Here is a 15,274-nt window from a genome sequence, read left to right on the forward strand (position 1 = left end):
GTGGTTCGCCGCGCTCTACCTAGCCGGAATCGCAGTCGTCGGCACCATTGCGTTTATGATACGAGCAGTGCTGCTCTAAGGTGTATCAGGGGAGCGTTTTGTCGTCTTAAGAAACTAAGTCGCGCCCTACCCGCTTCAAGCTAGATCCTCTGACCTCTTTATCATGTGGTCCCCCCCGCGCCATAAGCCCTCAAAGAGGGGGGCGAAGAAAGTTTTTTGCGATAACCTGTGCAGAAAATACTGTGTTACAAACGTTTCTGAACTTATTGGAAAAGTGGGTTAAAATGATTGGTAATTTCCGCCCAGAATGGAATAACACGGTCAAAATGACATCCAGATATGGTAAACTGAAATGAATTTAGCCGAAGAAACCACCCCATCAGTTAAATCCAGCCACGCCAAGCTACACCATATGGCACCCATTATTTTGGGGTTTGGCATGTTTTTTATGGGCGCTTATGCCCTCTATAACCTACTTTCCTCGGTCAATATCGGCCACGTGCGCCAGCAGGCGGCGTCGGTTCCCATCTCCCATATTGCGGCGTCGGTTTTGGCGACAGGTGTGGGGTATTTTTCCCTGATCGGCTATGACTGGTCGGCTTTGCGATATCTGGGCAAACGTTTGCCTTTTCCTGTGGTGATGATGGGCGGATTTCTGGGATATAGTTTTGGCAATACCATCGGTTTCAGCGCCATATCGGGCGGCGCTGTACGCTATCGCATTTACTCGGCCTTCGGGCTAAACGCCTTTGATGTGGCGGCTATTTCGACGTTTGTCACGCTTGCGTTTAGTTTTGGTATTACGCTTGTTGGCCTCGCTGCCCTTGCTATCCATCCCGCCGCTTTGGGGGATTTGCTCCCTTGGTCGCGGGACACCGTTCGCATTGCTGCCACGCTCGCGTTTTTGGTGCCCATGGGGATTTTGACGTGGTTGTCAGTGACGGGCAAAGTTGCAAAGTTCCGCCGTATAACCGTGTCGATGCCGTCGCCCAGCATTCTGTTCAGCCAGCTTGGCTTTTCAATCGTTGATACGTCGATGGCGGCTTTAACGCTGTATATTTTGATGCCGACGGGAACACCCGATTTCATCACGTTTATTGCCCTTTTTGCCGCTGCCGCTTTGATTGGGGTCGCCAGCCATGTTCCGGGGGGCATTGGCGTTTTTGAGAGTATTATCCTTGCGGGATTGCCCGATACAGTTCCGTTGGATCAAGCGGTTGCGGCCTTGCTTTTGTTCCGTGTTATTTACTATTTACTGCCCTTCGCGTTGTCGGTGGTATTTGTCTCGGCGATTGAAGGGCGGCTTGCGTCTGGTTTTTTGGCCAAACGTTTGGGGCCAGTTTCCAGCCAAATGGAACCTGCATTTAAGGTTGTCGCGTCCGTGGCCCCCGTGGCTGCAGGGTTTACGGGTTTTGCTGTGGGGATTTATCTTTTGCTGGCCGCCGTCGTGCCAGCCTCGCGCAAGGAAAATATTGACCCTGATGATCTGTTGTCGATCATTTTCTTGGAAGGGGGCGCCTATTTGTCAGCGGCTCTCGGGCTCTTGCTGATCGTCCTTGCGCAAGGCCTTTTCCGCCGCATGTCGGGCGCATTCTGGCTTACACTCGCAGTTCTGAGTGCAGGGGCCATTGTGTCCACGCTAACGGGAGCGGATTGGAAGGAAACCCTTCTGCTCGTCGTTTCAGCCGCAGTTTTGTGGCCGCTGCGCCGCGAATTTTTCCGCGCCACCAAGTTGACGCAAGGCATGTTCACTTGGCGCTGGATTGCGCTGCTCGCCGCCCTTCTGGTCAGCATCGGCGGGTTCATCCTGTTGCTCCATCAGGCGGTTCCGTATTCCCATGAGCTGTTGGGGCAATTTTCTGGCGATGCGCGCTTGCCCAGAACCCTCCGCACGGGCCTGTTTATGGCGGCGCTTTCGGTGCTTATCTTGGTCTATTTATTGCTTCAACCTGCGCGGACGCGCGGCGTGGTTGTGGATGAGGTGGCGATGAAACATGCAGAGCGCATCATTGCTTTGGCGGGGCAACCCGAAGGCTGTCTAGCGCTGACGGGGGATAAAACCCTGTTCTTTTCCAAGGAGATGGACGCATTTATCATGTATGCCGTGCAGGGACGGTCTTGGATTGCCTATGGCGACCCAATCGGCCCGAAAGGCGCGATTCCTGAACTGGCTTGGGACTTCTTTGACTCTGCCTATAGTGCCAATTGCCGACCGGTTTTCTATGAAATCAGCACGAAATACCTGCCTCTTTGGGTCGAAATCGGCCTGACGTTGCATAAAATGGGCGAAGAAGCCGTGGTGGATTTGACAACATTTTCATTGGCGGGCGGCGATTTTCGCAAGATGCGTGCGGCCCACAATAAGGCGGTCAAAAGCGGCCTGAAGCTCGAAATATTGCACCCGCCCCATAGCGCGGAGTCCGTTGCGGCGTTGAAAGAAGTGTCGGACGCGTGGCTGGGTGAAAAACATGCGACCGAGAAGGGGTTTTCAGTTGGCCAGTTTACCGCTGAATATTTGGCCCATTTCCCCATCGCCGTTGTGAAACGGGAGGACCGTATTTTGGCCTTCGCAAATGTCATGTCCCCCGGGGATCTGGGCGCGGTCAGCATTGATCTGATGCGGTATTTGCCACAAGAAGCCGATGGCATGATCGAGTTCCTCTTTATCAAGCTGATGGAGCATTACCGAGAGAAAGGCGCGCAGACCTTTAGCCTTGGAATGGCGCCGCTTTCTGGACTGGAAGCCCGACACGGAACGCGCATGTGGAACCGTGTGGCCTCGATCATTTATCGTCACGGCGGGGCGTTTTATAGTTTTGAGGGCTTGCGCGGCTTTAAGAAAAAGTTCCACCCGCAATGGCAGCCTCGCTACATGGCCGTTCCAGGGGGGCTGCAACCGATTATTGCGCTCCGCGATGTTACGCTCCTCATTTCTGGCGGCGCGAAACGCCTTTGGGGCAAGTAAAATCCATTTAACTCAAGAAGATACATTTGAAGCTGCAAATGCTTGATTTCGTTTTTTGTGGCCGGGGAAAGAATTATCTCTGATAAGGCCCCCTATGCCATTTCACCGGCGACCCTGATCTATGCAAGCATACGTTCCGTTTCCAATCTATCCGAATAGGTGCCCAGCGGAAGGGTTTGGGAAGGTGCAGATTCGCTATCGGTTGGGGTAAAATGGGGAAGTGGTTTTCCGCTGCGCTGGAGAAGTATTTCACACGAGAGAGACGCTGGTAGGCGCCTTAAAAATGCCTTTTTCTGAACACCTCTCAAGAAAGAATAAAACTTTCTACATAAATATCAGCGGATTGGTCAGCGTTAGGAAAATCTTAATTCTCGCCCTAATTTCACCACAGTGTTTGCATACAAAAGTAGAACGGCTTCGAAAATATCGATGCAGGTTTATAAAAATACCCCCCCTGCACATCCAAAAGGGATCAGGTCTATGACTATTTGTGGGCGCAAAAACCAAGCACTCGAATTTGTAAAGAATGAACGTGGAACCGCGACGGTTGAGTTCGTGTTGATCCTTCCGGCCTTTCTACTGCTCTTTTCTCTTTTGGTTGACGCGGCCCTCATATTCAACGGACGCACAGAAGCCTTAAGAACGCTTCAAGATGCAAACCGGAAATATTCGATAGGTTGGTTCGACAGCACAACAGATTTAGAGGACTATATTGTCGCGTCATTGGCATCGACATCCCCGTCCGCGATTGCACGTTCGAATTTGGCGTCCGGTTCGATCCAAAGCCAAGTCGAATTTCCTTCGAGTGAACTTACAGTGGTCGGTATGGCGACGGGTCTCTTGAATATTAATCTGCTCGTTAAGGCCGAGCATGTCGTGGAGTATTGAAATGAATACATTCGTGAAACTCACTCACCAGCGGATCAAGTCCATTGTAACGGACGAAAGTGGGACCGCAACGGTACTAGGGCTCTTGTTTTTTGCAGCGGCTGCGGCTGTTGGGGCTGCGGCTGTAGACTACTCAAATATCGTGGCTGCCCAAACACATCTTCAAGTTTCAGCTGATCATGCGGCACATGCCGCGCTCTACCACCGTGAGTTTAACGACGAACAATCCTCTAAACTAAAAGCAATTGATGTGGCCGCTTACGGTGCGCCAAATAATCGGTTTGGGACAACCCTCGACGTCAACGATATTCAATTTGGGAAATGGGACTACGCCAACCGAAAGTTTACTGCCGAGAGTGGGTCCCGTTCGGCCGTCATGGTTACAACAAGCCGCTTGTCCAGTAAATTGAATAGTGTCGAGAGCTTTCTGTTTCGTCTGGTCGGGGTGACCGCATTCGACGTCAGGACAAGTGCTGTTTTCACAACCTACAGGCCCGCATGTTTTCGTGAGGGTTTTGTCGCGGCCGACATCGTCGATGTTCAAAGCAATAACCTCTATGGCGAAGGTTTCTGCATTCACGCGCAAAACTATGTATCTCTCAATTCAAACAATACTTTTGAATCTGGCACCGTCGTTTCCATGCCCGATTCAAACGACCTCGACCTTCCCAAAAGTGGGTTTGATACGAATGCCGGACTGAAAGAAGCGCTTGGACAAGCCTCCTATCAAATGCGCACGGTTAATCGCATCGAGTCGATCATCCAAAGCTTGCAAGACGAAGACCCTTCGTATTTGCCAGATTATATCACCGAAGACACGGTGACACTCAATCAAAAACAATTGGACGAGACCGATTTTGTTCAGGGAGCTGTGCATTTTCTGAATTGCAATGGCGGCGGGCAAGCTTTTCTCAAAGACGGGGCACACATTAAGCAAGTTGTATTCGTTACGAACTGCCAAGTGAAATTCGGTCAAGGAACCATACTGGAGGAATCCATCTTTGCTACGACAAATACGGGTGCCAAATCTTTCAATGCTCCGTCCTCTTTTCAGTTAGGCCGCGATGACGATTGCCTTGTAGGCGGCGGGTCTCAAATGGTCACTATGGGGGGAATGGATTTTGCTGCCGATTTCAAAATTTTCGGAAGTCAGTTGATCGCCAAAGAGACGATTTCTTTCTCTGCAAATGCGCAAGGTATCAAGGGCGCTTCGATTATTTCCGGCGACGACATTAGCGGAACGTCCAACTCAAACATGGGTTTTTGTAACGGCTCTGGTATGGAAAGAAACTTTGAATCCGATTACTTCCGGTTGGCGGGCTAGTCTTAGGTGCCCACTCTAAAAAGCAATAGCCATGAAGGAGTATATCTAGATTTTCTACATGGCTATACTGTTTTCAGTTACCTCTGATCAGATCAATGCCGTGAACATCAAGGTTAACGCTGTTCCGCTTCATTGTTCAAAGTCTCGCTGAACGGCTCTGAAATGGGCGGAAGGAATGGAAATGCGGAAGTTCGTGAAAATAGGTGTTGTGAGTTTTGCTTTGTCTGCATTCGCAATTGCGCCAGCAATCGTCGTGATGAGTGCCGATGTCGCAATCGCCAAGAATGACAACGGCAAAAGCGGTGGTAACTCTGGCGGCAATGGAAATAGCGGCAGCAAGGGGAAGTCAGACAACAAAGGTAAGGCCTCTACTGGGAATTCCGCGAGCAGTTCTGGAAAATCACAGGGCGGGAAATCGCAGGGCGGGAAATCCTCAAATTCTAGCGGCAATCAAAGCCTCAAATCCCTAGGAAACAAACTCAAGAGTGGGTTCGGCCTCTTTGGTGCACCGAAAAAAACCAAAACTGTTCGTAGTAATTCTGTGGCAACCACTAAGCCCAGCACTGGAAATTCCAAATCCTTCGACCACCCCAGCAACCTTGGCAAGATGAACGGTGCTATTAATTCCAGCCCGCAAGCCAAACTGGCCCACATAAAGAACGGCAATTTCAATGGGCCCGTCGGAATTGCTGCCGCCTATGCGCTGGCTGATTACGATTATGACACCGCCCATACCGACTACGAAGAAGCACAATCCGTTGTACAGGCGTTCGGGCCATTGGCCGAAAGTTATAGCTATGTGGCAGGCTATGATGCGGCTGTAGAAGAACTTGCGCGGCTCGATACCTTAGAAATAGATCCTGCATCAGAGGAGTATTCAAACGCCGCTGCGGCGGCAGACCCTGACGCCTATCAGAGCGCAGTTGACGCAATTTATACCGCCGAGGCCGCAGCGATAATCGCGGGAATAGTTTTGAACGAAGCGTCTGTGTTCGAACAACTTGCTGCGGCAATTGCCGTCGAAGAACCAGTTTCAACGACGCGTGACGTGGCCGAAGCCAATCTCCTCGCGCTCTATAAAGGGGATGAAGAGCGCCTGACAGACCGTGAAAAGGAATTGCTTATCCAAAGTATTAATCTGCCTACAGCGGAACAAATCGAAGGTATTATCACCGCTTCGAAAAACGAGGACGAGAGCGACTAGTGACAAATGGAGACCCCACCTGGAGGTAAAATACGCACCGAGTGAGGCTGAATTTATAGAGCTTATTCGGTGAGGAATTAGGCTTTGTGGTTGGTCAGCAATGGTCGCAGGCAATATGTCGCTTCATCTCATGCAAAATGGCCCTGCATAAACAACAGGACTGTGCCGGAAAGTAGCAGGCGGCCTGCAACCTCCACGAACTAAAAGAAAAAACACAACACAGGTGCAAAATGAGCCCTTCAGACTACCGGAGGCCGACATGCAAGATAGGTAAATCTGTTAAGTAAAACGATGGAATTCGTTTAGAAAACTTACCGCCTAAAATTGGGTTTCTAACTGATTGATGTGAATCAATTGGCCCATTTTCTGATGGTGTATTTTTTTATGATCGGTCGGATCGATCGGTTTTTTCGGGAAATCACCTTTGGAGGAAAAAATGAGAAAATTATTTATCACCACCACAATTATTGCGTTCTCGGCGTCAATGGCCATGGCCGACCAACCTGCCGAGAACGTCAACAACGGCGCGGGCGGTCAAGCGGTCAAGGCGACGAACGAAGCTCTGAAGGCCGCAGGGACTAACTTGGGACAATGGAAGAAAGACGTAGGTCTCACTGGAATTGGCGAGATTGTTAGTTCAATAAATGACGACGCAAATCACGACTAGGCCTTATCCTCAAGGCCAGCGGCACCCGTCTGAACAACTCGGCGGGTGCGCACACGCGTGAGCTTTTATACTGGGCGGTACTGTCAGCCGATGCTAGCATCTATCAGAGTGCTCGGTGTGAGCGCTCTCTCAAGCGCGCAATTGGCGTCAGATGAGAGGAAGAGTTGGCCCCGGTCAGGCACCAATTCGTCAAAGCAAACGATGCGTCAAAGCAGCGATTTGAACTTCCTTTAACGCAGGGATTCATTTCGTATTTTTCATGAGCTCTCCATAAAAAAGGTGCAACGGAAGTTTGAATATGCAGCTGGGAGGTGCCGTTAGACGTCTTTATCATGAACGGCTGGTTCCTAACTCCATAATGTCGCTAACCTGAGATACCTGCTGCCAGCGGCCTAGAAGTACAGCGAACGTTGGGGTCCGCCTTGACTTCCGCCAACACGAACCGGACCGGACCTTGACCGGATAGCTGTGAGTGAAGGTGTTGCCATCAGAAAACGGACATTTATACATTTCGCAGCGATTGGTCGGCTTGATCGTAGGTAAACGCCTTGCCCGCCAAACTGTCGTGATCAAGTGTTCGAATTGGGACTGACCCGCGCTACTCTGAAATTGATCCAAAATATTCTTGCCAACTCTGGTGCGGACGCCCGGCGGCGGTTGCAAAATCGCTGGGGATGTCGAGGGCACCGTTTTGGATACCTTGGTAAATCCCCGCAATGATCGTGCCGATAAACGCGCCCAACTCAGCAATACGATCTGCTTTGTAATCGTCGAACGACATCGCACGATAGATCAAAGCTGTGCCGAAGGCTTGGTTCATAAAGGCGGCCAACTCGTTCTGCGTTAACAACGCGCCGTGCAGGTTGTAGGTGTGACCATTATGGCTGGCACTGGTCAGCATGCGTGCATATGCAAAGGCCAATTCCCCGCGCGTTGTATAGCCGCAACGGCCATCCCCAGCGCAATTCGTGATTTCGCCCGCTTTGCGATAGGTGTCGATATATTCCACATCCGGCTCGATGTAGATCCCGTTGCGACCGATGACCCAGTCGAGGCCGCTTTCCCGAACATCAGCCTCGGTCTGGCGGTTGCTCTGGATGATGGGCGAGAACGCGGTTCCCTCCTCGGCACCTTGGACGCTGGTATAGACAATCTTTTTCACACCGGCCGCTTTTGCCGCGTTAATCACGTTTCGGTGTTGCCCGATCCGATCCTCTGGCGCCGCCATGCCCGACACCAACAACACAGTGTCGACTCCGGCAAATGAGGCCTGAAGCTGCTCCAGATTGTCATAGTCGCCGGGACGGACTTCAATACTGAGCCCCTTGGCATTCTCAGATGTGCGCGCCAAGCCGACAATCGGCTCTCCGGTGTTCATGGCAACCAAAGCCTTGGCAATGGCGGCCCCAAGTTGGCCCGAAACGGCCGTAACTGCGATTGTCATGATGTTTTTCCTTTGCCCTAAATGTCATCTTCCTGCGCCCTTGTGATTTTTTCAAGCGGCAACGCGCTGCCGTCGCCGTTCAAAGTTATACCAAAACCGATAGGCCACCAATATTGCAAGCGGTGCGTAATTCACCATTGCCGGAACAAGGCCACCCCAGTCCCGTGTGGCGGCCCAGTGCAGAAGCGTCAGAACTGCCGCGCCGTAGATAAACCGCTGAAGGGGTTTCCATTTTTTACCCAATCGGCGGACCCACGCATCACTGGATGTCACCGCGAGCGGCACGAAAATCAGGAATGCCAGCCAACCAGTCCAGATATAGAACTTAGAAATTTCGCGCACCGTGAGCGCGACCGCGCCTTCATCGATCAGATAGAGAACTGTGTGGAGTGCGGCATACAGGAACGCGGCGACCCCGATGTAGCGGCGGCGCTTCATCAACCAACGCGGGCCTCTCCAACCTTTGAAAAGCATCATCAGGGGCGTGATCATCATTGAAACAATCATGAACCGCGCGGCAAATTCACCCGACGGGTATAAAATCGCCTCCACCGTTTCGGGGTTCCCCGATGCCAACCCCGCGATCATCGGAATGGCGGGCAGGCTCAGGAAAGCCCAGAAGGAATAGGGATGGTTCAGGAAAGATTTAAGAGATGACATTACCGTAACTCCAAGTTGCAGATGTTTAACGCTGCTGCGCAGCAATTCCGTCGCCTTCTACGCGCAAAACGTTGCGACTTTTACAAACGGGGAGCAATGAATGCCCCCCGTACATTCGCATTATCCGTGGTAGGCTTGGCTGACAGCAAAGCTGTCCTCGAACCCGTGCCATAGAACGACCTTACCGTCGCGCACTTTGGCGCGCAGGGCGAAGGTGAACGGGCCCGTTTCCTTGCCGGGTTTTGTAGTGGTGGCGTTGATCTTGCTAAAGACGGCAACGGTATCACCAGAGGCGTAAGCGTCTGTGTTGTCCCAAGCCGTTGTTTGGAAGTTTTCCCCAAAGATGCCCATGAATTCAAAGAGCTTCTTTTTGCCTTGCCAGACGCCGATCCATGACAGCCATTTGTCGGCCACGCCCCCTCTTGCGAGCAGGATGTCTTTCCAGTATCTCGATTCCAGCAGCAATTAGAGCGCAGGAACAAAAATGTATCGCGTCTGGAATTTCATCACAAGTTACTCGATTTTGCTTATTGCGGGCGCCCTCCTTGCGCTGATTTGGGCAAATATCAATGCGGAGGGCTATAACCACTTTGTTCATCTGGTTCTCATTCCCGACTTTTTCATTGGAGAACTTCATGAGAGTCATGGCGAAATCACCCGCACATTGACGCTCCACTATCTTGTGAATGATGTCCTGATGGCCTTCTTCTTTGCCATCGCCGCGAAGGAAGTCTGGGAAGCTGTGATCCTCAAAAACGGCAGTTTGCGCGGCAAAAAGGCCGCAACCCCGCTGATTGCCACGCTCGGCGGCATGGTCGGCCCGATTTCCATATACCTCGGGATCGCTTATTTCATGGGCAGCACCACCTTTGACGCAGTGGCAAATGGCTGGGCGGTTCCGACCGCAACCGACATCGCGTTTTCCTACCTTGTTGGGCGTTTGGTCTTCGGTGCGGGGCACCCAGCCGTGCGGTTCCTTCTCTTACTGGCTATCGCGGATGATGCGGCGGGCCTTCTAATTCTGGCCATTTTCTACCCAACGGGCGATGTGGCCCTTCAGTGGCTCGGGCTTTCCTTGGGGGCTGCGGTGCTCGTATATCTCCTGTTCAACTACTTGCCCCGTCGCATGGACAAGGGCGATCAGTTGCGTAGAAGCTCCACGAGAATGCGCAGCGTCTTCGGCTTCTGGCCTTATCTGATCGCAGGCTGTTTGTCGTGGTATGGCTTCCAAAAAGCGGGCCTTCACCCATCCCTTGGCTTGCTTCCAATAATCCCAGCAATCCCCCACGCAGACCGCGAATTCGGGATATTTGCCGAGGCCGAGAAGCACCTAACTGACCTCCTCAACCATTGCGAACACCTGCTCAAACACCCCGTGGAAATCATCCTCTTTTTCTTTGGTTTGCTCAACGCAGGCGTGGAATTTGGCGCGATTGGCAACCCAACTTGGCTCGTGCTGGGCGGCCTGATTATCGGCAAACCACTGGGGGTGTTTATCTTTGGCTATATCGGCGCGCATGTCTTGCGCTTTGGCCTGCCCGTAGGGATGAAAACGTCGGACCTGTTCGTCATCGGCTGTGTTGCGGCGATTGGCTTTACGGTTTCCCTCTTTATCGCCTCGGTCGCTTTTGAATCCGGCCCTGTGCAGGATGCCGCGAAAATGGGGGCGCTCCTGAGTTTCGGGGCCGCTGTCTTGGCCATTGTCGCTGGGAAAATTACCCGCGTTGAAAAGAAACAATTTTAGGCTTCTCCCCCAATTTTGGCGGATTTTAAGCAAATCTCTCTGGATTCGCCACATTGCTTCCAGTCAACAAACAACGCCCATTGTAAAATTGGGTGTTTTTTGCGACATACTTTGCTTCAGGGATCCTCTATATCTAACATTAACTAGAACCCGTTAAGGGTATCGGGATACCAGAGGCACAATTGAGGCGAGCAATGCTCGAATTTATAGAAGTCAGTAAGTCCTTTTGGACCGGAACGCAGCGCAAGGTCATTCTTGAGCAGGCCTCGTTTCGCGTCGAGCTTGGCAATTCTATGGGTATCCTCGCGCCCAACGGCACCGGTAAAACGACCCTCATCAATATGATGGCTGGCCTTGAAAAACCCGATGAGGGCACAATCAATCGCAACTGCCGGATTTCCTTTCCGCTTGGCTTTATGGGCGGCATCTCTACCAAACATTCCGCCATGGAAAATTCACGCTATATTGCCCGCCTCTATGGCTTGGACCCCGATTACATTGAGGCCTTTTGCCGTTGGCTCTGTGCGCTTGAGGAATATTTTGATCGCCCCGTGGGCACCTATAGCGCTGGAATGCGGGCGCGTTTTAGTTTCGCGCTGATGTTGGCGCTCGATTTTGATATCTACCTCATCGATGAGGGGATGCCGTCGACAACGGACGTCGAATTCAATCGTAAAGCGGGGACGTTACTGCGGGATCGCCTGCGCAAAGCAACCGTCATAATCGTGTCCCATCAGGCCAAAACCCTTGAAAAATTCTGCAAATCGGCTGCCGTCCTCCATCGTGGTCGATTGCATATGTTTGACACCCTAGAAGAAGCAAAGAGGCTCTATGACTACGAAACCAAGAGCTAAGCGATTCAACATCCGGCGCGGTGTTATCAAGGTCGCAACTGAGAATCTTACTCCGCTCACTGCGGGCCTAACAATGTCGGCAGTGGCGCGAAATTCCGGCCTGACTCCCCCCCCCGAAGAGACCCCGCAAGCAAACACGTCCAGCGCCGAGGGCTCGACCCCACCAGATCAGGATATTGCCAACATTCGCCGCGAAAACCTGACGGGTCGCCAATTGCGTATGGCGCGTCGTGTCGCCCAAAAACATGCGCTTGCACCGACGTCGGATTTTGATGCCGTCCGCCTGCTGCGGGCGAAAGGTATAGACCCGTTTAAGCGCGCCAATATGCTTGAGTTGGTTTCCGCCGAAGAATCCTCTGCGACGAACGACGGTTTCATGTTGCCACAAACCATGCCGGTAACGGGCTCAAATCTTCCAACTACAGAGCTCGCTCCCCCCGACGATGGCATAGCAGAAATCAGCCGTATTCAGCGCGATATTGTACGCCGCCGTCGTCGCAATCTCGCGATGCTTTTTGCGCGTCTGGCGTTTTTCATCTTCCTACCCACGTTTTTGGCTGGCTACTATTATTACGTGTTGGCCACCCCGATGTACGCCACAAGTTCCGTCCTAAAGGTTGAGCAATCTCAAGGACCTGCGGGATCCAAAAGCCTTTTGGCAGGCACACAATTTGGCGATACAGATTCCATCGTTGTCCAAACTTACCTCCTCAATCGCGATGCGATGCTGCGCCTCGACAGAGACTTAGGGTATCGCGAACGCATGAGTGCCTCCTTTATTGACCCCGTTCAACGGCTCCCGCGTGACGCATCCTATGAAGAGACCTATAAACTCTATAAAAAGAACGTCAAAATCGGGTTTGATCCCACTGAGGGCGTCATTCAAATGGAGGTCATTGCTTACGAGCCTGAAAACGCCGAGGCCTTTGCGCGGGCGCTTATTTCCTATGCCGAAGAAACCATTGATAATTTAAGTCAACGTGTACGCAATGACCAAATGAGCGGTGCGAGTGAAAGCTATAGTGACGCCGAAATCGCAATGGAGGGCGCACAGCAGCGGGTTATTGAACTCAAGGAATTATATAATGTTATCAGCACCGAAATTGAAGTTAGCCTCCTGACCACCCGCATTTCTGCGCTTGAATTGCGGGTAACCGAAGACTCGATCGCGCTTCAGGAACTCATGGCCAACGAGCGGCCCAACCAAACCAAAGTAGAGACACTGGAGCGAGGAATTGCCAACCGCAAAACCGTAATCCACGATCTGCGCGCGCAACTTACCGAGGGGCGCAGCGACGGGCTTTCGCTTGCACGCATTCAAGGCGAACTCCAAGTCGCGGAAAGCGAACTCGCCACCCGCGTTCTGATGCTTCAAACATCACTCCAACAAATGGAAGTTGCGCGGATCGAGGCTGGCCGTCAAACACGCTACCTCGTGACGGTTGCCGCCCCGAATGCCCCCGATGCCCCGAGTTATCCGCGCGCGTTCGAGAATACGATCCTCGCGTTTTTTATCTTTTCTGGCATTTACCTAATGGCGTCCCTCACCGCTTCCATTTTGCGTGAACAGATAACTTCATAAGTGCTTTCAACGAGCCCACAACAAACATTTAAGGACGTTTTTTCAATGGCAACTCCCGCTAAATCCGTTAGCCCCAACACGTGGGAATTTCTGCGCGACCCTATGATTGTACCCACTGGTTTTCGCGAGTACGACGCACGCTGGAAATTTCCCGAAGAGATAAACCTTGTTGGGATCACGGCACTCGGGCTTGGACTTGGCACGCAAATGCGGCGTCGCGGCATCCCACCGATTATCGTCGTTGCCAATGATTACCGCGATTATTCTTTGTCGATAAAAAATGCTCTGATGTTGGGTCTGATGCAGGCTGGAATTACCGTCAAAGACATCGGTCCTGCGGTTTCCCCAATGGCCTATTTCGCTCAATTCCATCTTGATGTCCCTGCAGTTGCAATGGTCACCGCAAGCCACAATCCCAACGGCTGGACCGGCGTCAAAATGGGCTTTGAACGCCCTCTTACCCATGGCCCGGACGAGATGTCCGAACTGCGCGACATTGTCCTCAATGGCGAAGGCATTGCCACCCCCGGTGGGGCCTACGAATTTGTCGACGGGGTAAGGGAAGCCTATATTGACGATCTTGTCGGCGACTTCAAAATGACGCGAAAGCTCAAAGTTGTGTGCGCAACGGGCAACGGAACGGCGGCCGCCTTTGGACCTGCTGTCTTTGAACGCATAGGGGTTGAAGTCGTACCAAGCCACACAGATCTCGACTACACTTTCCCGCACTATAACCCAAATCCTGAAGCCCTCGAAATGCTCCACGACATGGCCGATAGCGTGCGCGCATCAGGTGCGGACTTCGCCCTTGGATTCGACGGCGACGGTGACAGATGTGGCGTCGTCGACGATGAAGGCGAAGAGATATTCGCTGACAAAGTCGGGGTTATCATGGCGCGGGATCTCTCGAAAATTTACCCCAACGCCACCTTTGTTGCAGACGTCAAATCGACTGGACTTTTTGCCTCGGACCCCGAGCTCATCAAAAATGGCGCCACCGCCGACTATTGGAAAACCGGCCACAGCCATATGAAACGCCGTGTAAAAGAACTCGGAGCGCTCGCAGGGTTTGAAAAATCCGGACACTACTTCCTCGCCGAACCGATTGGGCGGGGCTATGATTGCGGCTTGCGCGTGGCCGTTGAAATCTGCAAACTTATGGACCGAAATCCGGACATGAAAATGTCAGACCTGCGAAAAGCCTTGCCTCAAACATGGGCTACCCCCACGATGTCACCTTATTGTTCTGACACGGAAAAATACCATGTGTTGGAGCGTTTAGTCGCAAAAATCGTCACTTTGGAAACTTCAGGCGGCTTAATCGCGGGCCGCAAGATCAAGCAAGTCGTAACCGTAAACGGCGCCCGCATCATCCTCGACAACGGCGCTTGGGGCCTCGTGCGCGCAAGCTCGAATACACCCAATCTGGTCGTCGTCTGCGAAAGCCCAGAGAGCGAATCTGAAATGCACGCAATTTTTGCCGATATTGACGCCATAATCCGCACCGAGCCACTCGTTGGGGAGTATGACCAGAAAATTTGAGTCCGCGCCCCTTGCAGCCAATGAACCCACTCTGAATCAATAGGAAACAGAAACACTCCATTTCCTGCCTCAAAATGGGTTCACTCGGCTGATTTTGTTGCGGAAAGCTTAAGGTATTCCCATTGAGACGCCAACCAAACGCCCTTCCGATAAAAATCCCGACTTTTTACTAAATCAGGGCTTGAAGACTCCGCAATCCCGTCGTAAAACCCGCAAGCAGTTGGGATGTGGCCTAGTGGTAGGGCAACGCTTTTTGGTAGCGCAGATCGTAGGTTCGAATCCTACCATCCCAGCCAATTCATTTTAGATCAGCAGAACAAGCAGTCAGGCTTCCTCGTGAGGCCAGAAATGCCCCTGTTTATGCCCCAGTTATTGGGTACCCCTCTTAGGCTTCCTCTCT

Annotated in this window: 12 protein-coding genes and 1 tRNA gene; 10 read left to right on the plus strand and 3 right to left on the minus strand. The window is 52.1% G+C overall.

Features of this window, described 5'->3' with window-relative positions; genetic code table 11:
* Positions 1 to 352 precede the first annotated feature (352 nt).
* The 5 genes from mprF (at position 353) to AB9F29_RS08240 (ending at position 7,048) form a co-directional block, all read left to right on the plus strand.
* On the plus strand, positions 353 to 2,965 hold the full coding sequence (gene mprF, locus AB9F29_RS08220; protein WP_369755278.1) for a bifunctional lysylphosphatidylglycerol flippase/synthetase MprF: 2,613 nt from the start codon (positions 353 to 355) through the stop codon (positions 2,963 to 2,965).
* 480 nt (positions 2,966 to 3,445) lie between these two features.
* Positions 3,446 to 3,853, plus strand: a complete 408-nt coding sequence (locus AB9F29_RS08225) for a TadE/TadG family type IV pilus assembly protein (protein ID WP_369755279.1) — start codon at positions 3,446 to 3,448, stop codon at positions 3,851 to 3,853.
* 1 nt (position 3,854) lies between these two features.
* Positions 3,855 to 5,177, plus strand: coding sequence for a pilus assembly protein TadG-related protein (locus AB9F29_RS08230; RefSeq protein ID WP_369755280.1), 1,323 nt, complete (start codon positions 3,855 to 3,857; stop codon positions 5,175 to 5,177).
* 181 nt (positions 5,178 to 5,358) lie between these two features.
* The gene (locus AB9F29_RS08235; RefSeq protein WP_369755281.1) at positions 5,359 to 6,381 is read left to right on the plus strand and encodes a hypothetical protein; all 1,023 of its coding nucleotides are present in this window, start codon (positions 5,359 to 5,361) and stop codon (positions 6,379 to 6,381) included.
* Between the two features lie 436 nt (positions 6,382 to 6,817).
* Positions 6,818 to 7,048 carry a hypothetical protein gene (locus AB9F29_RS08240; RefSeq protein WP_369755282.1) on the plus strand — a complete coding sequence of 77 codons (231 nt, stop codon included), beginning with the start codon at positions 6,818 to 6,820 and terminating at the stop codon, positions 7,046 to 7,048.
* 598 nt (positions 7,049 to 7,646) lie between these two features.
* Here AB9F29_RS08240 and AB9F29_RS08245 read toward each other — a convergent pair.
* The 3 genes from AB9F29_RS08245 to AB9F29_RS08255 all read right to left on the minus strand — a co-directional run bounded on the left by AB9F29_RS08245 (position 7,647) and on the right by AB9F29_RS08255 (position 9,566).
* Entirely contained in the window at positions 7,647 to 8,492 is an 846-nt protein-coding gene (locus AB9F29_RS08245; protein ID WP_369755283.1) for an SDR family oxidoreductase, read from the minus strand.
* A 51-nt stretch (positions 8,493 to 8,543) separates the two neighbouring features.
* Positions 8,544 to 9,152, minus strand: coding sequence for a sulfite oxidase heme-binding subunit YedZ (locus AB9F29_RS08250; RefSeq protein WP_369755284.1), 609 nt, complete (start codon positions 9,150 to 9,152; stop codon positions 8,544 to 8,546).
* Between the two features lie 120 nt (positions 9,153 to 9,272).
* Positions 9,273 to 9,566 (minus strand): nuclear transport factor 2 family protein, encoded by a 294-nt coding sequence (locus AB9F29_RS08255; RefSeq protein ID WP_369755285.1) that lies wholly within the window; start codon positions 9,564 to 9,566, stop codon positions 9,273 to 9,275.
* Positions 9,567 to 9,636: 70 nt separating this feature from the next.
* Between AB9F29_RS08255 and AB9F29_RS08260 the strand changes: the two genes are divergently transcribed.
* The 5 genes from AB9F29_RS08260 to AB9F29_RS08280 all read left to right on the plus strand — a co-directional run bounded on the left by AB9F29_RS08260 (position 9,637) and on the right by AB9F29_RS08280 (position 15,170).
* Entirely contained in the window at positions 9,637 to 10,896 is a 1,260-nt protein-coding gene (locus AB9F29_RS08260; protein WP_369755286.1) for a Na+/H+ antiporter NhaA, read from the plus strand.
* A gap of 194 nt (positions 10,897 to 11,090) precedes the next feature.
* Positions 11,091 to 11,750: an ABC transporter ATP-binding protein gene (locus tag AB9F29_RS08265; RefSeq protein WP_039003940.1), complete on the plus strand. Its 660-nt coding sequence runs from the start codon at positions 11,091 to 11,093 to the stop codon at positions 11,748 to 11,750.
* Positions 11,728 to 13,332 carry a capsule biosynthesis protein gene (locus AB9F29_RS08270; RefSeq protein ID WP_369755287.1) on the plus strand — a complete coding sequence of 535 codons (1,605 nt, stop codon included), beginning with the start codon at positions 11,728 to 11,730 and terminating at the stop codon, positions 13,330 to 13,332. The genes AB9F29_RS08265 and AB9F29_RS08270 overlap by 23 nt, the downstream gene beginning before the upstream one ends.
* Before the next feature lie 45 nt (positions 13,333 to 13,377).
* Positions 13,378 to 14,874, plus strand: coding sequence for a phosphomannomutase/phosphoglucomutase (locus AB9F29_RS08275; protein WP_369755288.1), 1,497 nt, complete (start codon positions 13,378 to 13,380; stop codon positions 14,872 to 14,874).
* A 221-nt stretch (positions 14,875 to 15,095) separates the two neighbouring features.
* Positions 15,096 to 15,170, plus strand: a tRNA-Gln gene (locus AB9F29_RS08280).
* Positions 15,171 to 15,274 lie beyond the last annotated feature (104 nt).

Origin of the sequence: Falsihalocynthiibacter sp. S25ZX9 (assembly GCF_041205405.1) — a bacterium.
Lineage (GTDB): Bacteria > Pseudomonadota > Alphaproteobacteria > Rhodobacterales > Rhodobacteraceae > Falsihalocynthiibacter > Falsihalocynthiibacter arcticus.